Source organism: Acinetobacter sp. LipI_19, assembly GCF_058242925.1.
Genome location: NZ_JBZAYK010000001.1, coordinates 4,334,717 through 4,357,634 on the forward strand (window position 1 = coordinate 4,334,717; position 22,918 = coordinate 4,357,634).

The window sequence follows — 22,918 nt, forward strand, 5'->3', positions numbered from 1 at the left end:
CTATGAGCTCATTACAAAAGATTTTGCTCGATCATAAACAGTACTTAACTCAGCCGAGTGAAAAGTTAGTTAATCAGTTGATTCGAAAACTAGACAATGATTCATATTTACCTGATCGTAAAAATGTTCATAAATTACATATGCTTTCTACCAGCGAAGTAGATAAGTTTTTGCTCAATTGTTTAGCTAAATATCAACTGAGAAATGAGCTTTATGATTTAAGCAATCATGATATAGGAAGTTTAAGAGCAGTCTGGTCTGTATTAAGTTTCTCTAAAAATCCTGAAGTTATTCAATATTTTGATGATTTTATTTTAGAAAATATTCGTCATCAGCCTGTGTATTTAGCAAATCTTTTTGAAGTTTTTAATTTCTTGGAAGAGTTACATCCTTCTGTTGAGCAGATTCAACAGTATTATGATCAACGCTTACCTGAGTTGCCTGCTTATCAATTATTGAAGCGATTAGATATTCATCCAGTTGATCCATTCAATTGGTCAATTTCATTTACTTTAACAACCGATGGTGAATGGTTGACTCCAAGAGAACTCACTGATGAAGAAAAGAACCGTCGTTATATACTAGAAATTAGATTAAATTCGCCTGAAGCATTGAATGATACATATTTAATCGATATTTATAACGATTCTTCATCAGAAAGAAAGCGGATAAAGATGAGGGAAAGCCATATATTCACTATCGATATTGAGCCGGATAAATTACCAGAAGTTAATTTATTATATTTAAACCTGTTTTTGACAAATATTGAGCAAGTGCTAAATGTTCAATTTAATTTAGAGAAAATTGCGTATATAACTGTCACTAAGGGTATTAATCGTAAGAAAATAGAAACATGGATCAGAAATCGTTTTTTAATTTAATTGATTATTTTTTCTGTTACATATAAAAAATAAAGCGGATTAAGAATCCGCTTTATACATATTCAAATTAGGAATATTTAGCTCACTAACTTTTGAGTTTGTTTGTTTTGAATATCTTTCGCTAATTTATAGCATTCCTCTACATGTGCTTCCGCAACTTTCTTCATTACGATATAGCCTAGACTTGCAGCAATGATTGAACCACCTAGCGGGATAAACTTAGTCACCTGTTTAGTAATGATTTTAGCGGCCATATTATTCAATGATGCTTTTACTGCAGTACGTGCAACCACTAAACCTGAAAATTCAAAACCACGTTTGCGCAGTTCATTCCAATGAATTTTCTTGGTTGCAGGGTCATAAACACTGATTTGATCTGGCGCTAAACCAAAACGGGCATTGATTTCAGGGATGAGAAGAGACAGCATACCCACATCAATCACAACATCTAAAAACGGAACAGGAATCACGGCGACTCCAGCAGATACGTAAGAGCGCTTTTTAACTTGCTCCAAACATTCATCACGAATCTGTTCTAAATTTAAGCTTGGATCGATTGAGTCTGGAAGTTTATCAATTTTCATAAAACAATTACCTTTGTTTCAAGCTTTTTCTCATATTTTTGAAAACGCATGTTTAAGCTTGAAATTGTGAAGTTATTTCCAAATAATGTTTTAAAAATGCCATAGTATGATGGTGTTGTATAGTGGCGAATGTTTATGTTTTGTGCATAAACGTAGACAGTTAAATATTGACAGTTGAGGAAATATGGCAATTCATGTGATTCAAAGCCAACGCATTGATGTCTTGGTGCAAGGGCTTTTGCAAAATACCATTAAGCCATCCAAAAAACCTTTTGCTGTCTTGCAAACGCAACATTTTATTGTCCCAAGTCCTGCTGTACAGGAATGGTTGAGCCAACGTATTGCTGAACAACAAGGCATTAGTGCGAATAGCCAATTTCATCAGCGGATTCGTGGTTTTCAGTGGTTTGCTTATCAGCAAGTTTTAGATGACAAAGATAAAGTCCGAAAAGCCAATATTCCGCGTTTGATTATGAAGTGGCGAATTTATCAAACGTTGAAAAGTTTTATAGAACAGGATGAAAATAGCTTAGCCCAAGATCATCCTTTGCATGGCATTATCCAACGTATTTATGATGCAGCCTCGCAACTAGAGCAAGGTTTAGAGAAGCAACTCAAAAAACAAAGTATGTTGTATTGGGTCTCTGAACAAGTGTCAAAATTGTTCAGTCATTACATGTTGTATCGTGGGGACTGTCAACGCGGTTGCCAACTGAACAATGGACAGTCATGTAGCTGCCCAAGCAATTGGTTAGGGCAGTGGGGACATGGTCAAGCACTTAACCTAGAACAGCAATTTTTTAAAACCAATCAACAAGTTTCAGCATTTACTTTAAATCAAGCACAAGAGTTGGAAACTTGGCAACGTTGGCTGTGGCAACATACATTTCATGATGATTTTATTGAAATGCAAAGTATTGATCATGATTTTTGGCAAATCATGGATGATGATCTTCAACGTCCTCAAGCTTTAAAGAAATTACCTAGCCAGCTGATTATATTTACTTTATTGGACTTGCCACCGAGTCAATTACAGTTTTTAAGACGATTGGGACAATATTTGGATGTGGTAATTTTACATTACAACCCATCACAAGAATATTGGGCCGACAGTGTCGATCCAAACTGGAAAAAACAATATGATTTGCGGGTAAAGGCGCGTTTTGTCAGCAAATATCCTAAAGCGACCGATGCAGATATTCAAAAGTTTTTTGATGAATTTACTTTAAATTTTAATGCGGAAATTCGTGAATCACGGCATCCATTATTAACCCGTTTTGGTAAGCAAGCTCGTGACCATTTTTCGATCTTGTCCAATTTATCTTCAGGTGAAGAAGGACAATGGGTGGATGCGTTTGTGGATGAAGAACCGACTCATTTATTAAGCAAATTACAATCAGATATTCTGTATTTGGTTGAGCCTGAACCACATGCTTACCCAATTGCTAAAACGGATGACTCGATTCAAATCCATGTGTGTCATTCGTCTTTACGACAGCTTGAAGTGTTAAAAGACCAATTGATTGCTTGGTTGATGAAAAATACTGCTGAACGGCCACATCGACCAAGTGATGTTTTGGTTTTAGTACCAGATTTAAAACAAATTGAACCGCTTATTCGCAGTGTATTTCCGCATACACCAAACCAAGACAGTATTTATCTACCCGCGAAGATTGCTGGAGTAACGCAACTGGATGCCAATAATGCTTGGCGTGCTGTTTTAGGCCGTATTCAACTGGTGGAAGGTCGTTTTAGTGTTGAGAATTTTGCAGATTGGTTAAGTTTAAATGCTACGCAATTACGTTACGGTTTGGATATTTCAAATACAGAAAGAATGATTGAGTTATTGATCAATGCAGGGTTTAAACGTGGTCTAGATGCACAACATTTACGACGATCGTTAAGTCAGGATGATGAAGATTTCCGTTTTAGTTTTAAATTTGCCCTTGATCGTTTGGCTTTAGGTATTGCGATTCCAGAACATACGATTTTTGAAAATACCCTTAGTTATGCACAAATTTTGCAAAGTGATTTTGAGTTAGTGGCTAAACTGATTCAGATTTATCAAGATTTTGATGCTCGCCGTGACTGGATGATTGCGCATGAGTTGGGAAAAAATACTGCTTTAAAATGTAATGTTGAGGCATGGTTAAAACTACTGATGCAAGACATTGTTGAGTTTGAACAAGCCGGTGTTGAGTCGTTAAAAGTCGTACGTGAAATTGTCAAAAAACAAGAGCGGATGCTGACATTAGCCAGTTTTTATGATGAACACGCACAACCTATTCTTAAAAATATTTATTTACCTTTACCTTATCTATTGAATGAAATTCAAAATTTATTAGAAGGTCAAATTGATCAGGCTTTACCGACAGGTCAGATTACCTTTAGCCAAATTGGTCAGATTCGTCCTTTGCCTTATAAGTTGATCGTCCTGTTAAATTTGGATGGGGGTAAGTTTCCAGATCGAAATGTGCATTTACCCTTTGATTTAATGAAAATTCTCAAGCCACAATTGGGGGATCGTTCACGTCTTGATGATGATCAAGGGGCTTTCTTAGATGCTTTGTTATTGGCGCAGGAAAATCTATGGTTATTTTATAATGGCTTTGATGTGAGTGATGGTGAAGTTCGTGAGCCATCTAGCGTTTTACAGGAATTGGTCAATCATATTGCCCTGATTGCCCAATCTGAAACAGCATTATCTACGGACAATAAAGATATCAGTCCTGTTGATCATATGATTGAACTTAACGGGATTCAGGTCCCTGAACATTTGCAGTGTTTATTTCAAATTCACAGCTTACAGCCTTTTGATCCAACTGGTTTTGAATCAACAACACCGCTTCGTTTTCAAGACCAATGGTTCAATGTTGCACAACAAATCCGTCAAGCGGAAATGCTTGCTAAACGTGGGGCTTGGGCAAATACACAATACCCTGTTGTTCAAGAAGAGCTCACTGTTTTGGATGCGCGACAATGGATTCAAGATGTCACTTTCCCAGCACAATTATATTTAAAAACTTTAGGTGTAGAGAATCTACGCGCAGAAGATATCCCTGCAATGAATGAACCCTTAATTTTGGATGGTTTGGCACGTTATCAGATTCGAGATTTCTTACAGAAACAATCAGCTCATTCCGCTGAAGATTCTTGGTCTCAAGAGATTGGATTACTGCAAAATCAATTACCCATTGGCAAGGTTCAGCACAGCGCATGGCAAATCAGTTTGGCGGAACAAGACAGTTTAAAAGAGCGTTTACAGCGTTATGCTACTGATGTGACGTTGACAACGCAACGCCAATGGCGAATTGACGCTGGTTTGATTATGAATATTACAGTACCTCAGCAAGCAGGACAGCATTGGGTAAGTTTGGATGCGTCAAGTGGTCGTGCTAAGCGTCGTGCCAAAGTTTGGTTAGAATATTTACTCTGGTTAAGCTATTTAAATGTAGATGCTGAAAAGTCCAAAACGCTACAACGTATTGCGGTATTTAGTGATGTCACGATCATCAGTACAGGTTTAAGTTCAGAACAGGCAAAAGTATATTTATTGCCGTGGTTTAAAGCATTTGCTTATGCCCAATCGGAACCTCTAGTTCTGCCTGCGGGTTTGTTATTAAAACCCGCTGAAAATAATAAGCAGTTGGAATGGTCACTCGGGACTGTTGAAGGTGGCTTAGCTGGACATGGTTTAAATGCGGATACACAACATCATGTGGAAAGCATGTTAATCAATAACTTTGCAGATCTTTTAACTGAATGGGATAAAAGTGATGCGTTTTTACCTTATGATTTGACTGAAATGGAATGGAGTAAAAAACATCGGGACTGGCAATTTATTTTGCAAGAACAAGATGCAACCGCATTGTTAAAACATGCCTGTGATCACTTCGCCTATGCGTTGTATCAGCCGATTTATCAGCATCAATTTGTTGCGGAGGAATAAACATGACTTCCGTAAATTCACAGTTGCCGACAGCACAAAATCACACAGCCAAAAGAGTTTCGATTCATCCGATTGAGGATATGCAATTTGCTGGATTGCACTGGATCGAAGCTTCAGCAGGCACAGGTAAAACCTATACGCTTTCAAGCTTGATGGTGCGAATATTTTTAGAAAAATACTTACCTAGTCAAGTCATTGCGACCACATTTACCCGTAAAGCTGCAGCGGAATTGAAAACACGTATTCGCTTACGATTACAAGAAACATACCGCTATTTTGACTCGTGTCGTGAATTAACCGAAGCGCAAGTCTTGACCAAAGCAATCCAAGAGTCAGATCCATTATTTTCTAAAGTATTAAAAATGTTTGCTTCACGGGTTGCTTATGCCTGTGAACGGTTGAAATTGGTGATTGATCAGCTGGATGAACTTTTTGTCGGGACTTTGGATAGTTTTAGTCAGAAATTACTGCGTGAGTTCGCTTTTGAAAGTGGCAAAATTGAGCGAGCTGAAATTACTGATGATGCGAAAAGTTATAGTCAGCAATTGATTCACGATGTACTTCGCGCATGGATTCAAAAACAACCCCAAGATATTGTGGACAGTTTGATGTTTGCTGGGGAGTTATATAGTGTAGATTATTATGTTGCAACAGTTGAACAAAGTTTAAATTTTGCCTCAGCAAATTTTATTGAACCCAAATTCTCCAATGCAGATGCTCTGGTATTCCAACAAGCCACTGAACAGCTTGCTCAGATTCAACTTGCTCAATTACAGACTTTGCAAAATTATTATTTATTGGATGGTGAGTTTTATAAATTTGTGAATGGGACAAAATTTAGAAATGATCGATTGAATCGTATTTTTGCCAAGAGCTTGCCACGAATTATTCAAACTCTACAACAGCATGACTATAAGCATTATTTAAGTTCAAAGCTGAGTGTTGAAAAGTCCGACTTTGCAACCTTGATTAAGGTGATTCGCGAGCAGCAAATTTTTAAAAAAGCTGCACCTGAAAACGTACAATCCGATTTTTATCATCATCCCCTTATTCAACAATTACTCACTATTTATGCGCAGATTGAAACATTTGAAAATCAATTGCTTGGTACGAATACATTCTTAAAATATTACTTAGCAAAAGAAGTTAAAACACGTTTGCCTCAAGTGTTGCAACAAAAAGGCGAAACCACCTTTGCACAACAAATTCGGACCCTTGCAGATGCTTTGCAAGGTGAACAAGGTCAGCGTTTTGCGACCTTTGTCCATGCTCGTTATCCCCTGATTTTGGTTGATGAATTTCAGGATACCAACCAAGATCAAGATGATATGTTGGCACAAATTTGGCGTCATCCAAGTCGTGTCAAACAGGGGTGTATGATTATGGTTGGTGACCGTAAGCAGGCAATTTATGGTTTTCGTGGCGGGGATATGTTGACCTTTTTAAAAGCACATCAGGACGTGTTTGGTAAAGAAGGGCATGAATATAATCTGATTTATAATCACCGTTCGGTAAAGCCTTTGGTTGAAGTTGTTGATGCTTTATTTCAACAGCAAATGGATTTTGGTGAACAGGTGATATATACACCAGTGCAAGCTGGTTCTCGTCCGCATCCAGATTTGATTGATCAAACCCATGTTAATCCACTGCCTTTAAGGTGGATAAAGCTCGAAGATAAAAACCAAGAAGCTGAACAAGTAGCATGGAAAATTCGTGAGCTACTGAATCAAGGGATTCAAGGCAGTTTATATTTTATTGAAAAATCAGTGCATCGTGCAGTAGATGAAAACGATATCGCCATCCTCTCGAAAAACCATGATGGCTTAGATAAAGCACAATCCACGTTGGAATTTTTAGGGATTCGAACCAGTCGACCATCGAAAAAAAGTGTCTTTGAATGTCAGATTGCACGAGATGTTGGGGCTGTGCTAGCTGCAATTTTGCATCCTTATCATGAAGCCAAAGTAAAACGCGCTTTGTTAAGTCGTTTGATCGGCTTTGATCTAAAAGCGTTGATTGCCTTGGAACAGCATGCCGATGGTCTGAGTGTCTATATTGAACTGTTCGATCAGATTCGTGAGATGTGGCTCAATCAAGGGTTTTTAACAGCTTGGCAATATCTGCTCAATCAATTTTCTGCCTGGACAAAATTGGTGGAAAAACACAGTCGTGACAATGAACGTGTGGTGGTGAATTTACGTCATTTAACTGAGTTATTGAGTCAGCACAGTGAAGATTATCAAGGTGCACAAAATCTTTATCATTGGTATTTAAAACAACTCACTTCGCCAATGGAACGAGAGTGGGAGATGGAAAGGAAACTGTCCAATGAGGCAGGGGTTCAGTTGATGACCATTCACCAATCCAAAGGGCTCGAATTTAAGTTTGTGTTTTTATTGGGAGCCGATAAAGAGTTTAAAGAGATCAATAAAACGCTGAATTTCTCGACCGTTGAACAACTGAATGTACGAACAGGACAGAATGAACAACAACGTGTAGTCGCTATCAATGATGCCAATCTTCTCGATAAAAAAGATATTGAGCAGCACAATGAGCGTGCATTAGCAGAGCATCACCGTTTGTGGTATGTGGCACTGACACGTGCCAGTTATCGCGTTTATGCGATGCTGAGTGATGTAAAGGAAAAATCAACAACTGGATTGGCATTTTGGCGAGGTCAGGGTACAAACACTTTTCAACATGCTGGAAGTGCTATGGAGGCGTTGTTGACTGAATGCCCATCGCATTTAGAAAAGGCCAAGAGCGACGTTCAATTGCCTTTACTTGCACAAGCCTTTCCTACTCAACGTTTTTATCCTCGTGGCAAAACCAGTTTTAGTGCTTTGGCCCAGCATTTAACTCGGCAACAAATTCAAGATGCGTTAGCGGTTTCTGAACAAAAGTTAGAACCAGCAGAAGATGAAATTCAACAGCCTATTGCTGAAACCACATCAGATGAAATTTCAACTCAGCCTATTGCTTGGATCAAAGCCAATTTTCCAATGGGGACGGTTGCAGGCAATTTTTTGCATGAAATTTTTGAACATATTGATTTCAAAGATACGCATTACTGGCGTTTGGAAATACGCCGTCGCTTTAAAAATGATTATTCAAGTTTATGGACGGAGTTACTGGAAAAATATCAGCAGGCTTTTCTCAACGACAATTCGAGTGAGGGCGTTTCTCAAACAGAACACGCTGTAGAAGAGAAGCTGATTGACTGGATGGCTGAGTGGTTACAGGATGTTTTATCGACTCCGATTCTCAGTCATTTTAAAATGGAGCAACTTGAACCACACGAACATTTAGCTGAGTTTCCATTTTATCTGGCCCTTTCAGATCGAGTTTTGGCAATTAAACGTATACATCAATTGTTTGATGAGCATGCCATTGCAATGCCTGAGTTTAAAGATGCCAATTCAGCACGTTATTTAAATGGGTCAATTGATTTGGTGTTTTTTGATGGTCAGCAATATCATATTGCCGATTATAAAAGTAATTTTTTGGGTGTAGATCAGCAAAGTTATTCATTTGAAGCTGTTCAGGACAGCATGTCGCATGCCAGTTATTGGCTACAGGCATCTTTGTATTTGGTGGCATTGCATCGTTATTTGAAAATCCAGCTCGAAGATTATCAAATTGATCGTGATCTGGGAGGCGCAACCTATTTGTATTTACGTGGTATGAATGGTCAAAGCGGACAAGGTTACTACTTCTGGCGACCCACCACGGAATTTATTTTAAGACTTGATGCCATATTGGGCTATTTTACTGAGGATAAATCCAGTTGAATCGTGTGAATAGTTGCTTGAACATCTTTGCAAACAATAAGTTATTCTGTGGATAACTCTGTTGAAAACCTTGTAGATAACTCTGAGGATAACCGTGTGGAAAATAAACAGGATTTAGAAAGCCAAGTCCCGCAATGGATTGAGGTATGGAGTAAATATGTTTTATCACAGTATTCCACAGCTTTAGAATTAGACGAATATGCAGTTGAATTAGTGCAAGAGATTTTGTTGGCGACGACTCAAGGGGATAGCTGCATCTCAGCAGAGGATCAAAATATAGTCCTATTAAAGCCACTAATTGTTGACCATGATGTGGCCGAAACAACGATTGCACCATTTGTTCAACAGCATGGGTTGATTTATCTGTACCGCTATTGGCAACTTGAGCGACGTTTATCTGTACAAGTCGAAAGGTTAAAACAGTCTGAAATTCAACAAATTGATATTGTAGGGTTTGATCATCTTCTTAATGATCCGCATCAAAGCGCTGCTTTGAAGATGGTGGCGGGTAACGCTTTCAATATCATTACAGGCGGGCCAGGAACGGGGAAAACTTATACTTTGGCAAGAATAATTGCAGTATTACAGCAAACCATTCCTGATATTCGTATTGCAATGGCTGCGCCCACAGGTAAAGCCGCACAAAGAATGGGCGAAGCACTACAAAAATCTTTAAGTGATCCAAAATTACAAAGCTTTGGATTAAATCAAAATCAATTCAACCCCATGACTTTACATCGGTTATTGGGTTTGGGAAATCAGCATATTCCACGTTTTAATCTGAGACAGCGATTACCTTATGATGTGGTCATAGTCGATGAAGCATCGATGTTGGATTTAAATTTAGCCACGATGTTGTTTGAGGCGATTCCTGAGCATTGCCGTTTAATTCTTTTGGGCGATGCCAATCAATTGGCTTCTGTGGATGTCGGTTCGGTATTGGCAGATTTACAGAATGTACAATCATTACAGTACAATCGGGTCAATCTACAGACCAGTCAACGCTTTAAAGAGGGTGCCTTAATTGGAAAAATGGCACAGTTTATTCAATCACAGAAAAATCAAAGTATAGCCCGTGCAGAATTATTGGCGAATTTTGAGCAAGAGATTGTTGCGGCTAGTGCGCTTAAACCAGTTGAACTCAAAGCAAATATGCAAGATGTGATTCAGCTTGAATATCTGCCTGAAAAGATTTTTCCAGCAGATCTAATGCAGTATTACCAAAAACTCAGTTTAGGTTTTCAAGCTTATTTTCAAAGTTTAAGCAACTATCTGATCGCCGACGACTCTCATCATCAGATTGAAGCGGTGACACAAGCATTTGACCTATATCGTATTTTAACGGCTGTTCGGCACGGTGCATTGGGATTGAATAGCTTAAACCATGAAATGGAAAAAGCATTATTTGAATATCTTCCAACATTGGCTCGTTATGGTGACTGGTATGTTGGGCGTCCTGTGATGATGAGCTATAACGATTATCAACTTGGTCTTTCCAATGGAGATATCGGAATTTGTCTAAAAAATCGCCAGCATGTTGATCAATTTGAAGTCTATTTCCCCAGTTTAGACAAATGGATTGCTGCAACACGTTTGCCTAAATCGATGCAAACCGCTTTTGTTTTAACCATTCATAAATCTCAGGGTTCAGAATTCACCCATACTGCAGTAGTTTTGGATGTTACAGCAACACGCTTATTGAGCCAAGAGTTGATTTATACTGCTATTACACGGGCTAAATCAGTGGTGAGTTTACTGGTTGATCAACAAGCATTTATCCACGCTTTAGACACCACCACAACTAGAATGAGTGGATTGGTTAGCATGATTAACACGGCATAGTTATTTTGTAGTTTTTGTTGATAATTTGCCTCTATGTACGAAATTGCTTACATGAATTCGAGAGATTTGCGCATAGAGCTTCTTGTTACTTTTTGAGATGATGAAGACATAAAGAACTCAGCAAGGATCGTTGAGTAAAATCGCAAAATAATAATAATTTAAAGTCGTGAGACTGCGAACTTACAGGAAAGTAAGTGATAAGAGGAAACTTACAGCCGCTAAGCCTTGTAGTTTTGGGAGAGACTACAGGGCTTTTTTATTAAAATTAAATGCTGAATTTTACCTCAAAGAGAATCAATCTATTTTTTAAATTAAGTTTTAAATTTGGGTCTAGTCAAACCACCTTATTAATCATACAAGTGGTTTCTATCAAATCATTAGTCAGAAATAAAACTTCTATTTTTGTATGAACTTTTAGAATCTGTTAGTTATCAATTCAATTTTTGTACTATTGAACCCTAGATGGTGATCCTATCGTGTGGCGACATGGATGTCTCCATGTTGGGTGGAGCTACAGGACACCCCCTCGCCCATGAGCAAAAAAAAGCAGTGCTTTGTTTGTAGCGCAAGGTTTGGCAACCCTTACGAAAAGTGGGGCATCGCTAACGCAAAGGTATTTAAACTTTGAATATAAGGTGTGTTATTGCAAACTTTTTATAATTAAATAATTTACTTATTCCTGTATTTGATTTAATTGAAGATCTTAATTGATGATAATTATATTCTTGAGTCTGAATTTTTTGACAGGTCACCTATAAATATAAAGTGATTTTGCAAATGGTTAAAATTTACAAGGTTTTTTTAAAAGGTTACAGCCATTGCCTCTATGTACGTTATTTCTCACATAATCTTGCGGTAAATGCGACTTCTGTTCAATGTCTGTCACAGGCATAATAAGTCACATAAGGACATAATTGGTCACATGGTTGTGAAATGAGTGTCATGTACAAAAACAAAAACTGCTTAGGGTACAAGCAAATACTATAAATAAGATAAGCACAATAATTAAACAAGAAACTACAGCGCAAAGGAAAAGCCCTAAGAGTGATCTTAGGGCTTTTTCATGTATTATCTGTCGCGTTTAAAGCTGTTATTTAAACCAATTCGGTTTCTGTTCGATCTGTGCCAAATAAAGCTCTACGTTGTGTTTTAGGAATTTTAGGACACTGGCTAGAAATTTGATAAAGCGTTTGTGCCAGAGCAGGAATATGTGTTCCAACCACAGCTTTTCCTGTATTTAAAATACTGACGCTAATATCACGTTCTGGATCGGCCCAGCAGAGAATGTTGGAAAAGCCTAAATGCCCAAAAGCTTGCCCCGTCATTGGTCCAAATATACCTACTGGGTTACTGCCGAGCATAGGCCCCAAAGCATAGCGCATCGGTGCAAGCAAGGTTCGGTCTATGTTGGTGGTTGAAGTGGGCAAAGTTGCACGAAATACAGTTTCAGGACTCATGATTTGCTTGCCGTTATATTGACCACCATTCAATAACATCTCAAAGAAGCGATTGGCTTGTTCAGCACTAGTGTAAATATTGCCAGCAGGACATACCGTATCCATAAAACGTGGATCATTAGTCACATCGACAGCAAGCTGTAAGCCACCACCGAGCACATGGTTTAAATATAAGTCTGTACCGAGTTTAGGGTGTACACCAGTCGGATAATTTAAAGCAACTTGATCTCTATATTCTGGTTCTAAGCCATAGTTAAAAAACTGCATATCCATCGGTTTTTCAATGTGCTCATGTAAAAACTGACGAATATCTTGTCCTGTTACCCGTTCAACCAATTCACCTAAGATATACCCCGCAGTAACAGCGTGATAAGCCAAATGCGTACCAGCTGGTGAAATGGGCTGCGCAGCGTAAAGGTGTTGCAAAATACGATCTTTATCAAAAAGCAGTTCTGGGGTGACTTCCATTTCTATCCGTGGAATTCCACCACGATGGGACAACAAATGGAAAATTGTTGCACGGCGCTTCCCATTTTGTGCATATTCAGGAATGTAATAACTGATCGGATCTAATAGATTGATTGCACCTGTTTCATCTAACATGTGAATCAGCATTGCTGTAATTATTTTTGATGCTGAAAATAGACAAATCGGGGTGTCTGGATTGGCAAGTACTGCATTTGAAGCGAGACCATCGGCAGAATTACCTGACGCATAACCCAGACTACGATTGAGAATAATCTTGCCTTTGCGTCTTAGGCACATGGTGATCAGGGGATGATTGCCTGTTTGATACAGATTTTCAATACTTTGCCAAATCTTTTCAACTTGTTGTTGGTTCATCCCTCCCAGTTCTGGAGACACTTCATTTTTGCGCTGAGTGATACTGCTTAAGTCCTTAGGTACATAGCAGGTATTGGTTGAAAACAATTTCACAATCTTTTTCCATGATTATTTTTATTCCACGGCAGTGTGAACTGAGTTGAGCATGATGTCAGTGTCCCAATTGCCATGCTATCTGTAAAAAAATTGCAATAGTCTTGTAGTTAAGCCTTATGGAATATGGTTGTACGATATTTTTGCAATCTCACCCCAGTTCCTTTAAAATAGGCGACTGCTGTAGTGATGCACGGCAGTTAAATTGATTTTGAAGAGTCAATTTGATTTGTATCAAATATTTAAATTAAGCATCTCGGAGAAATCGAATGGCTTTAACAAACGCAGATCGCGCAGAGATCGTTGCAAAATTCGCTCGTGCTGAAAATGACACTGGTTCACCTGAAGTACAAGTTGCTTTATTGACTGCTCAAATCAATGATTTGCAAGGTCACTTTAAAGAACACAAACACGATCATCATAGCCGTCGTGGTTTGATCCGTATGGTTAACCAACGTCGTAAGCTTCTTGACTATCTTAAAGGTAAAGATGCTACTCGTTACAGCGATTTGATTGCTGCTTTAGGTTTACGTCGTTAATTCGATTTAAACTTTTATTTTCGGATTATTGCATGCTGAATGCTGTACTGATGAAAACTAAAGTCTATCCAGTATTTACTGGATAAAAGGGAAGGGGCGAATATTCGCTCCTTCTTCGTGTTTAAAATTAGTCTAACTAAAGATTTATTGTCTAGTGAGGTCGGCTTCTAAGCTTTGTCATTTATGCGGTTGATGTGAATGCCAAACCTTAGGGGTCTCCACTAGAATAAAATTAGGAAACAAAAATACATGTCAATGTTTAATGTTATTCGTAAAGAATTTCAATATGGTCAACATCAAGTTGTGCTAGAAACAGGTCGTGTTGCTCGTCAAGCAAACACGGTTTTTATTACAATGGGCGGCGTAACAGTACTGGTTGCTGTTGTTGCACAACCTACTGCTAAAGCGGGTCAAGATTTCTTCCCACTTACAGTTAACTATCAAGAAAAACAATATGCTGCGGGTCGTATCCCAGGTGGTTATGGTAAGCGTGAAGGCCGTGCTTCAGAAGCAGAAACTTTAATTTCTCGTTTAATTGACCGTCCAATTCGTCCGTTGTTCCCAGAAGGTTATTTCAACGAGATCCAAGTTACTGCAACAGTTGTGTCTTCAGACAAAACCATGGATGCTGACATTGCTGCAATGTTAGGTACTTCTGCTGCACTTGCAATCGCTGGTACACCTTTCCGTGGTCCAATCGGTGGTGCGCGCGTTGGTTTGATCAATGGCGAATATGTCCTTAACCCAAATTTAGAACAACTTGCTCAATCTGACCTTGACCTTGTAGTTGCAGGTACAGAATCTGCTGTATTGATGGTTGAGTCTGAAGCAAAAGAACTTTCAGAAGACCAAATGTTAGGCGCTGTGCTTTTCGGTCATGACGAAATGCAAATTGCAATCCAAGCGATTAAAGAGTTTGCTGCTGCCGCTGGTGCAACAGAATCAACTTGGACTGCTCCAGTTAAAAACGAAGATCTTCGTGCAAAATTAAAAGACGCATTTGAAGCTAAAATCTCTGAAGCGTATACCATTGCTGTTAAGCATGACCGTTATGCTGCCTTAGATGCCCTTCAAGCTGAAGCAACTGCTCAATTCGTTCCTGAAAATGACGAATCTGGCATTGCAGATGACTTAAACGAATTATTCGAAGATCTTAAATACCGTACTGTACGTGACAACATCCTTTCAGGAAAACCACGTATCGATGGTCGTGATACTAAAACTGTTCGTGGATTAGATGTACAAGTGGGCGTGTTAGATCGTGCTCATGGTTCATCATTATTTACACGTGGTGAAACTCAGGCGTTGGTTACAACGACTTTGGGTAATACACGTGATGCGTTGATGGTGGATACCTTGTCTGGTACAAAAACTGACAACTTCATGTTGCATTACAACTTCCCTGCATATTCTGTAGGCGAAACAGGTCGTGAATCTGGTCCTAAGCGTCGTGAAATTGGTCATGGTCGTTTAGCACGTCGTGGTGTACAAGCTGTTCTTCCACCAGCTGATCGCTTCCCGTATGTGATTCGTATTGTATCTGACATTACTGAATCAAATGGTTCATCTTCAATGGCTTCTGTATGTGGTGCTTCATTATCACTTATGGATGCAGGTGTTCCTCTTAAAGCGCCAGTTGCGGGTATCGCAATGGGTCTAGTAAAAGAAGGCGAGCGTTTTGCTGTTCTTTCTGACATCTTAGGTGATGAAGATCACTTAGGTGATATGGACTTTAAAGTTGCTGGTTCTGCAAACGGTATTACTGCGCTTCAAATGGATATCAAAATCGAAGGTATCACAGAAGAAATTATGGAAGTTGCGTTGAATCAAGCCTATGCAGGTCGTATGCATATTCTTAATGCAATGAACCAAGTGATTTCACGTGCACGTCCTGAAATTTCTATGCATGCACCAACATTCCAAGTGATCAACATCAATCCAGATAAGATCCGTGATGTGATTGGTAAAGGTGGTGCGACAATCCGTCAAATCACAGAAGAAACAAAAGCAGCGATTGATATCGAAGATAACGGTACTGTACGTGTATTTGGTGAAACGAAAGCGGCTGCTCAAGCAGCGATTGCAAAAATCCAAGCGCTTACTGCTGAAGTTGAACCAGGTAAAATCTATGCAGGTCGCGTGATTCGTATCGTTGAATTTGGTGCGTTTGTAAATATCATGCCAGGTACAGATGGTTTACTTCACATCTCGCAAATTTCAAACGAACGCGTTGCAAACGTGACTGATATCTTGGCTGAAGGTCAAGACGTTAAAGTTCAAGTTGCTGACGTAGATAACCGTGGTCGTATTAAATTAACTATGAAAGATGTAGACCAAGCATAATATTTGCAAGGTTTAAATCTTTTACAGTTTGATTAAAATTTAATAAAGAAAAGACTGCCTTGTGCTTTGCCAAAGTTACAACTTTGGCTTGCTCAGGGCTTTTTTTATGGCATGATGCATAACAAGAAAGACTAAAAATATCGTGGATATGCAAAGCTTTTATTTTTTTCAACACACAGATGAACCTTATACTTGTATACAAAAAGAGCCTGTTTTTAATGCAGAGCAACAATTTGTTTGGGTGGACTGTACCCGTGAAGATGTGGTCAATCGTGCTGAGCTATGGCAAAAAGAAGTCTATAATGCGACCGAGATTCACCTCAATGAATATCATATTCGAGATATTTTAAATATCGAACATCCATGCGCATTTGATGCAATGGAAGATTATGATTTATTGATTTTTCGTAAATTAATAACCCCAGATGATCAGATCGATAGTGGTGAAGATGCACTTGAACAGCATGATCATGTTTTTGGCTTAGCGTCTTCGCCAGTCAGTTTTATTATTACTTCACAAGCTTTAATCACCATTCATGAAAAAGGCAACCATGCCTTTGAAAGTTATCTTGCACGTATTTTCAATATCATGAATAAGAGTTTAGAAGAACAGAATAAACCACGTAAATTACCCACTACGCCTTTAGATTTAGCACTGCGCTTGCTAAATAGTATGATTGATGGCTATTTGGATTTACGTAATCCTTTGTCTCGTCGCGTTGAATTTTGGCAACAAGAACTTTTGCAAGGTAATCGCCGCTTTACTAAGTGGCATCAACTGTTTCAGGAGAATCTGGTTTTTCAACAAATCGAAAATTTGTGCGAAGAACAAATAGATTCCTTACAAGAACTTCGAGATGAAATTGTTGAAAATTATGCCCATTTAAAAGGTAAAAAACGCACTGAGAAGCAGGACATTATGCTGGTTCGCGTGGATGATCTCGTTAGCCATGTTGAGCGTATTCAAAAATATACAGTACGCTTAAGTACGGCAATTCAAACTGCGATTGATTTACATTTTTCTGCAATCGCCAATCAAACCAATGAGAATATGCGAATTCTTGCGATTATTACTGCCGTGTTTGCGCCATTAACTCTATTAACAGGGGTATATGGAATGAATTTTGAATTCATTCCAGGTCTACGTAGTCCGATAGGTTTCTGGGTGATGTTGGGTGTGATGTTAGGTTGTACGATTGGGCTGTTAGTCTATTTTTACCGTCGTCATTTGGTAGGACGTGGTGAACGAAGTGTGATTGATATGTTGGCACAACAACATAAAAATCAGCACGTCAATTTACTCTGGTTTTTAGATTATGAACCGATCAAACAAACCATGAAAGAAGTCGAAAAAATCACAAAACTGAAATAATTAAGCATTATTCTGGTTGAGGATTTATTTGAGCTGTCTTTTGTAAAATTAAGTAGAGTTGATCTTTTAATCTTAATTTTTTCCGCTTGAGCTGCTCAATATTTTCATGAATATGATTGAGTGGATCAAGCTCAAGGTGACTGATTTCACGATCAAGTTCATCGTGGTCAATCAAAAGTTTAGCAAAATGCGGATCTTCTTGTTTTAAACTACACATGAGATCACGGTGTTCTGGGAACATGTGTTTCAACTTTTTATTCATTACTTTCGAATTCATCAGAGCTCATTAACCTCTTTGTCATAAAATTCTAAACGATAAAACAAAAATGGAGAGACAAGTTCTCCATCATGACAGGTTAAATATTAACCTGTCACTAGGCATTAACATTTTGAAATGAATTAATGAGTATGAAGGTGAAGATGTTTGACTTGTTTTCGTAATTGTTGAACTTCATCAAGTAAATCCATCATCATTGCAACGGCAGATAAACTGGCTTCAAAGTCGCGTTGTAAACGATAGGCGCGGCGTGCCCGTGAGATGTCTTCTCCAAAAAATTGATGAATACGATCCTCAGGACGTGCGGGTAAAATTTCATATTCAAGCAATTGCAAAATCCAATCCGGACTTTGACCGCATGCCTCAGCAAAATGCTTGAGATCTAGATTTAGGTTTTCATCCACGATTTCTGCATCATGGAAACCGTCATAGACAATTTCACGATATTGAATAGTTGTCATGATTGCTCTCCTTTAGCAAGGCTATGTTGGTATCTATAAAATTATGAACGGGGATTAAAGTCATTAAAAGCATCAGCAAATTGTTGATAGGCTTTTTGCTGTGTTTCGGTGGTTGCTTTGGGATAAACAATATTAATCACCAAATAAAGATGACCTGGGGTTTTATGCGGTATCCCTTTATCTTTTAAACGGAGTTGCTGATTGGGTTTGGCATTTTGTGGCACAGTTACTTTTACTTTACCTGCTGGGGTATCAATTTCAATACTTTGACCAAGTGCTGCTTCCCAAGGTGTAACATCAACTGTGTAATAGACATCAGTACCTTCAACACGAATACGGTCAGTGTCTTGGTATTGGATCTCAATATAAAGATCGCCATTTTCACCACCGTTAATTCCAGCTTGTCCTTGTTTTGCAAGGCGAATTTGCTGACCTTCTTTCATGCCTTTCGGAATTTTAACTTGGAGGGTTTTCCGTTGTACCTCGGGCTCACCATAGGCATTATAGGTAGGGATTTGTAAGGTGATACTCTGGGTTGCGCCTTCATAACCAATGCTTACAGGAATTTCAATACTGGCATGTTGATCTTCACCCTTATAGCTGCGCTGTTGCTGAGAGCCGCGTTGTCCAAAATCTTGTTGATGTCCGCCACCAAAACCGCCACCGAAACGTCCAAATAGATCTTCAAAACCACTAAAATCTTGTCCACCACTGCTACTGTATGAGCGATGGAATTGGCTACCGTCAAAACCACTTTGACCTGTAGATTGCCCTCCAAACCCACCTGTATTGGCATAGGGGTTGTCGAGTTCAAAATCGTATTGTTTTTTCTTTTCTTCATTACTTAAGGTGTCATATGCGACATTGATGGCTTGCATTTTTGCTTCAGCATCAGTTTCTTTACTCACGTCAGGATGATATTTACGTGCGAGTTTTCGATAAGCTTTTTTAATTTCGTCTGGTGTCGCATTTCTAGAAACACCCAAATCTTCATAATAATTTTTTGCCATACTTAAGGTCATTATTTTGTTTAACTTTATTCTAGTTTTATGCCTTTTTGGCTACAGATGGAAGAGCAACTTAGTGTGGTTATTGTTTCAAAACTTATCTAGAACAAAATCCCGCTTATTCCTGATAAAGGTGGTGTTTCATGTTCTATGGGCTTTGTGTGTTCGGGTTGTTGCTTTGGTTAAGTAAATGACGATTCCAAATAGCTATTTAACATTTTAACTTATAAAACTTGCTGATTATGCTTTGAATTTTAATTGAAAAAAAAGAGCAAACTGAATTTGCTCTTCTTAGTAAAAATCGATAGTTAAATTTTTGCAAATTTAAACCATTCAGATCTCAATAGATTAACTTAAATGCTCACCAAACAGATTCAAAGCTTCTTTTGCGGTGAACTGATATTTTTTATTGCAAAATTGACAATCCATTTCAATTGGATTTTGAATTTCTAGGGTTTCTTTGACCGCATCTAGACCAATTTGGATCAACGCATTTTTGCATTTATCGCGTGAACAGGTACAGTTGAATTGAAGTTGTTCAACGTCTGGCAGACGAACCTCTTCCTCGTTATATAAACGATAAAGAATTTCTTGTGCGGTTAAATCTGTCAACTCTTCAGGTTTTAACGTTTGAGTCAGCATAATCAAACGTGGCCATAAGTCTTCATCGACACGTTGTTGTTCTTCTTCATTATTACGTGGTAATAACTGAATTAGTAAACCGCCCGCATTGTGATGCGTGCTTGCCAAGACAATACGTGTTGGAATTTGTGCGGAAAGATCGTAATACTGCATTAAACAAGCGGCAAGAGTAGGTTGATCTAGTGGCACAATCCCTTGATAACGCTCACCAAACTCAGGTTCAATATTGATAAATAGAACAGGTTGTTGCAAGGTGCTAAGCACAGTACTACTGTCTTCACTCAACATAAAATGTGGGTCTTCTTCATAATCTGCAAGTGCGCGGACATCACCTAAATGGTTACATTCAGCCATTGCCCATTTGAATGTACCTTGTGCTTGAATTTGTAAGCTAATACGTCCTTTAATTTTTAATGTGCTGGCAAGTAATGCTGTTGCACTCAACATTTCACCCAATAAAATACGCACAGCGGGCGCATAATTACGCTGCGATAGAATTGTTTGTAGTGCTGTATCTAAATGTACAATTTCACCACGTACAGGGCTATCTTCAATATAAAAACGTTGACGTAAATCAGACATAAAATTCTCCAAATCCCTGTTTAGATGGTGGCGATATTATAAATCACAAGTTTATTTCACCTGAAAAACTGTGCATCTTAAAGTTAATTTTCGTCATCACGTATAATATTAATACGATCGTGTTTGGTATGTAGCATTTGAGCTTTTGTTGTGGGTCTTTCTAAACCGGATTCATCCAAATCTGGGACATCTTTATATTGATCAGGATTATGGTTTTCAACTTGCGCATCACTTTCAAACAGGTGCTCAAGCTCCGAAATAAAGTCCCGATAGCTTTCAAAAAGCTTTTGCTCATCGGTATAAATGCGTTGTTGACGCGTTAACAGTTCTTCATCGTAATTTCTAAATAGCTCAACACTATCATAAGCCTCTTGTTTACTCATTCCTAGTTCACACAATGCTCGATATCCCATACCCAATGAAGTCAAATAGGTTTCACGCCAAATATGTTTGACCCCGACATCACGCAGGAGGTGCATGTGATAGCGATCTCGTGCTCGAACTAATAAGGTAAGGTTTGGATAATTGAGTAAAATATGTCGAGCAACATTCATTGAGTCTTCAACATTATCAATTGCTAATACAAAAACTTTAGCCTGTTCAATTCCAGCCGCACGTAGTAAATCGGGTTGAGTCACATCGCCATAATACAAAGTACCACCATAGCGTCGAACAAAATCAATTTTTTGTAAATTATTATCAATGGCAGTAAAGGTAAAATGACGGATACGTGCTAAACGAGCAACAATTTGCCCTACACGACCAAAACCAGCAACAATAAGAGCTGGGTGTTCGTTGGGAATCTCATCGTATTTGGGTGCACTGTCTTTATTGATTAATGGCAATACTTGCGTGCTCACTAACCAAAAGAAGATCGGGGTGAGTACCATTGATAAGGTCACAATTAAGGTAATGGGTTCCATGATTGCTTCAGCTAGGACTTTCTCGCTTTTTGCCACGTTTAATACCACAAAGGCAAATTCACCCCCTTGGGCTAAACAGGTTGCGACCATTAAACTGTTGGTCCAACTCATTTTTTTATAACGTGCAATGGCTGCCATCACGATCATTTTGATCATAATTAAACTGACTGCGCCACCAATAATCAATAATGGCATATCTGCAATTAGCGAGATTTGTGTGGTCATTCCCACCGTCATAAAGAATAAACCGAGCAATAAACCTTTAAAGGGGGCAATACTGGCTTCAAGTTCATGACGGAATTCAGAGTCAGCTAGAAGCACACCCGTTAAAAAAGCGCCTAAGGTTGTGCTAATTCCGAGTGTATCCATCAATAACACCACACCCAGCACGATAAATAAGCCAACGGCTGTGATCAGTTCAGTTGCTCCACTTTTTGCCACAAAGCGAAAAAAAGGTCGCATCACATAACGGCTAAACAAAAATAAACCTGTAAACGTGGCAACAATCGCGGCAAAGTAAGCAATACCATGATGACTTGATTCGCTACCTGCTAAGAGGGGGATAATGGCGAGTAGGGGAATAGCAGCAATATCCTGAAAAAGTAAAATTGAAAAGGATTGCTGACCATGGGTAGTATTGAGTTGTTGTTTTTCTTCCAAAAGCTGTAAAACAAAGGCGGTTGAAGAAAGTGCTAAGGCAAAACCAATGACAAAACTTGCGGGGAGTGATTGTTGAAAGATTAAATAGATCGTTCCCATCAGAACCAATCCCGTAATCCCTACCTGTAAACTTCCCATCACAAAAATAGATTGGCGCATTTCCCATAAACGTTGTGGGCGAAGTTCTAAACCGATCAGGAACATCAGTAAAATCACCCCAAATTCTGCAAGGTGCATGATTTCCTCTGGATCGTTGGCGATGTTAAACGCGCTTGGACCCAGAAGTATTCCTGTAAATAAGTAACCTAGCACGGTAGCAATACCGAGTTTTTTCCCTAATGGAACAAGGATTAATGCCGCGCCAAGGAAGATAGTGATTTGGAGTAACAGTGACATTCACTTGCCTTAAGTTTTTTCTTTATTTAGAAATTGTAGCGTGATTTTGTGATGGGCTTGGAGATATTTATTCAGAAATTGTCTATTTACCTAATAAAAATTTAACAGTGATTAGCACTATGAGGGGGATAGCCTTTGTACCCTCACCTAATGGCGGCAAGTCTATCGTCATATAAATAGATATATTGTGCGTATTTAAACAATACAAAATGCAGCAGTGGTTTAATTGAGACTCGGTTCATTATCTCAATTTGTATAGCAATAAACTAAATTAAA

At 38.6% G+C, this 22,918-nt stretch carries 14 protein-coding genes; 7 read left to right on the top strand and 7 right to left on the bottom strand.

Annotated elements, in window-relative coordinates:
- Positions 1-2 precede the first annotated feature (2 nt).
- Positions 3-881 (top strand): hypothetical protein, encoded by an 879-nt coding sequence (locus tag AC4CVF_RS20740; protein WP_490789899.1) that lies wholly within the window; start codon positions 3-5, stop codon positions 879-881.
- Positions 882-958: 77 nt separating this feature from the next.
- On the opposite strand, the gene AC4CVF_RS20745 is transcribed toward AC4CVF_RS20740, so the two are convergent.
- Positions 959-1,465, bottom strand: a complete 507-nt coding sequence (locus tag AC4CVF_RS20745) for a hypothetical protein (RefSeq protein ID WP_336953718.1) — start codon at positions 1,463-1,465, stop codon at positions 959-961.
- A 184-nt stretch (positions 1,466-1,649) separates the two neighbouring features.
- On the opposite strand from AC4CVF_RS20745, the gene AC4CVF_RS20750 reads away from it, so the two are divergent.
- The 3 genes from AC4CVF_RS20750 to recD all read left to right on the top strand — a co-directional run bounded on the left by AC4CVF_RS20750 (position 1,650) and on the right by recD (position 11,047).
- Positions 1,650-5,414 carry an exodeoxyribonuclease V subunit gamma gene (locus tag AC4CVF_RS20750; protein ID WP_490789900.1) on the top strand — a complete coding sequence of 1,255 codons (3,765 nt, stop codon included), beginning with the start codon at positions 1,650-1,652 and terminating at the stop codon, positions 5,412-5,414.
- 2 nt (positions 5,415-5,416) lie between these two features.
- A complete protein-coding gene (locus AC4CVF_RS20755) occupies positions 5,417-9,205 on the top strand; it encodes a UvrD-helicase domain-containing protein (protein WP_490789901.1) in 3,789 nt (1,262 codons plus the stop codon).
- 96 nt (positions 9,206-9,301) lie between these two features.
- Entirely contained in the window at positions 9,302-11,047 is a 1,746-nt protein-coding gene (gene recD, locus AC4CVF_RS20760) for an exodeoxyribonuclease V subunit alpha (RefSeq protein WP_336953739.1), read from the top strand.
- A gap of 1,094 nt (positions 11,048-12,141) precedes the next feature.
- Here recD and AC4CVF_RS20765 read toward each other — a convergent pair.
- Positions 12,142-13,440 carry a serine hydrolase domain-containing protein gene (locus AC4CVF_RS20765; RefSeq protein ID WP_336953721.1) on the bottom strand — a complete coding sequence of 433 codons (1,299 nt, stop codon included), beginning with the start codon at positions 13,438-13,440 and terminating at the stop codon, positions 12,142-12,144.
- 269 nt (positions 13,441-13,709) lie between these two features.
- Between AC4CVF_RS20765 and rpsO the strand changes: the two genes are divergently transcribed.
- The 3 genes from rpsO to AC4CVF_RS20780 all read left to right on the top strand — a co-directional run bounded on the left by rpsO (position 13,710) and on the right by AC4CVF_RS20780 (position 17,694).
- Positions 13,710-13,979 carry a 30S ribosomal protein S15 gene (gene rpsO, locus AC4CVF_RS20770; protein WP_004725514.1) on the top strand — a complete coding sequence of 90 codons (270 nt, stop codon included), beginning with the start codon at positions 13,710-13,712 and terminating at the stop codon, positions 13,977-13,979.
- Between the two features lie 255 nt (positions 13,980-14,234).
- Positions 14,235-16,322, top strand: coding sequence for a polyribonucleotide nucleotidyltransferase (pnp, locus tag AC4CVF_RS20775; protein WP_336953740.1), 2,088 nt, complete (start codon positions 14,235-14,237; stop codon positions 16,320-16,322).
- A gap of 148 nt (positions 16,323-16,470) precedes the next feature.
- Positions 16,471-17,694, top strand: a complete 1,224-nt coding sequence (locus AC4CVF_RS20780; RefSeq protein WP_336953741.1) for a magnesium transporter CorA family protein — start codon at positions 16,471-16,473, stop codon at positions 17,692-17,694.
- Positions 17,695-17,701: 7 nt separating this feature from the next.
- Here AC4CVF_RS20780 and AC4CVF_RS20785 read toward each other — a convergent pair whose 3' ends face one another.
- From AC4CVF_RS20785 to AC4CVF_RS20805, 5 genes are all read right to left on the bottom strand, one after another.
- On the bottom strand, positions 17,702-17,971 hold the full coding sequence (locus AC4CVF_RS20785) for an HP1242/YdcH family protein (RefSeq protein ID WP_336953722.1): 270 nt from the start codon (positions 17,969-17,971) through the stop codon (positions 17,702-17,704).
- Positions 17,972-18,093: 122 nt separating this feature from the next.
- Positions 18,094-18,432, bottom strand: coding sequence for a chaperone modulator CbpM (locus tag AC4CVF_RS20790; protein WP_004725521.1), 339 nt, complete (start codon positions 18,430-18,432; stop codon positions 18,094-18,096).
- 41 nt (positions 18,433-18,473) lie between these two features.
- Positions 18,474-19,442, bottom strand: coding sequence for a DnaJ C-terminal domain-containing protein (locus tag AC4CVF_RS20795; RefSeq protein WP_336953723.1), 969 nt, complete (start codon positions 19,440-19,442; stop codon positions 18,474-18,476).
- 345 nt (positions 19,443-19,787) lie between these two features.
- Positions 19,788-20,663 carry an Hsp33 family molecular chaperone HslO gene (hslO, locus tag AC4CVF_RS20800; protein ID WP_004725526.1) on the bottom strand — a complete coding sequence of 292 codons (876 nt, stop codon included), beginning with the start codon at positions 20,661-20,663 and terminating at the stop codon, positions 19,788-19,790.
- An 83-nt stretch (positions 20,664-20,746) separates the two neighbouring features.
- Entirely contained in the window at positions 20,747-22,642 is a 1,896-nt protein-coding gene (locus AC4CVF_RS20805) for a monovalent cation:proton antiporter-2 (CPA2) family protein (protein ID WP_336953724.1), read from the bottom strand.
- Positions 22,643-22,918: the final 276 nt, after the last annotated feature.

Bases quoted from the DNA above. Each gene is read 5' to 3' on its own strand.
- AC4CVF_RS20740 (WP_490789899.1), top strand. From the start codon at position 3: ATGAGCTCATTACAAAAGATTTTGCTCGATCATAAACAGTACTTAACT.
- AC4CVF_RS20745 (WP_336953718.1), bottom strand. From the start codon at position 1,465: ATGAAAATTGATAAACTTCCAGACTCAATCGATCCAAGCTTAAATTTA.
- AC4CVF_RS20750 (WP_490789900.1), top strand. From the start codon at position 1,650: ATGGCAATTCATGTGATTCAAAGCCAACGCATTGATGTCTTGGTGCAA.
- AC4CVF_RS20755 (WP_490789901.1), top strand. From the start codon at position 5,417: ATGACTTCCGTAAATTCACAGTTGCCGACAGCACAAAATCACACAGCC.
- rpsO (WP_004725514.1), top strand. From the start codon at position 13,710: ATGGCTTTAACAAACGCAGATCGCGCAGAGATCGTTGCAAAATTCGCT.
- pnp (WP_336953740.1), top strand. From the start codon at position 14,235: ATGTTTAATGTTATTCGTAAAGAATTTCAATATGGTCAACATCAAGTT.
- AC4CVF_RS20780 (WP_336953741.1), top strand. From the start codon at position 16,471: ATGCAAAGCTTTTATTTTTTTCAACACACAGATGAACCTTATACTTGT.
- AC4CVF_RS20785 (WP_336953722.1), bottom strand. From the start codon at position 17,971: ATGAATTCGAAAGTAATGAATAAAAAGTTGAAACACATGTTCCCAGAA.
- AC4CVF_RS20790 (WP_004725521.1), bottom strand. From the start codon at position 18,432: ATGACAACTATTCAATATCGTGAAATTGTCTATGACGGTTTCCATGAT.
- AC4CVF_RS20795 (WP_336953723.1), bottom strand. From the start codon at position 19,442: ATGGCAAAAAATTATTATGAAGATTTGGGTGTTTCTAGAAATGCGACA.
- hslO (WP_004725526.1), bottom strand. From the start codon at position 20,663: ATGTCTGATTTACGTCAACGTTTTTATATTGAAGATAGCCCTGTACGT.
- AC4CVF_RS20805 (WP_336953724.1), bottom strand. From the start codon at position 22,642: ATGTCACTGTTACTCCAAATCACTATCTTCCTTGGCGCGGCATTAATC.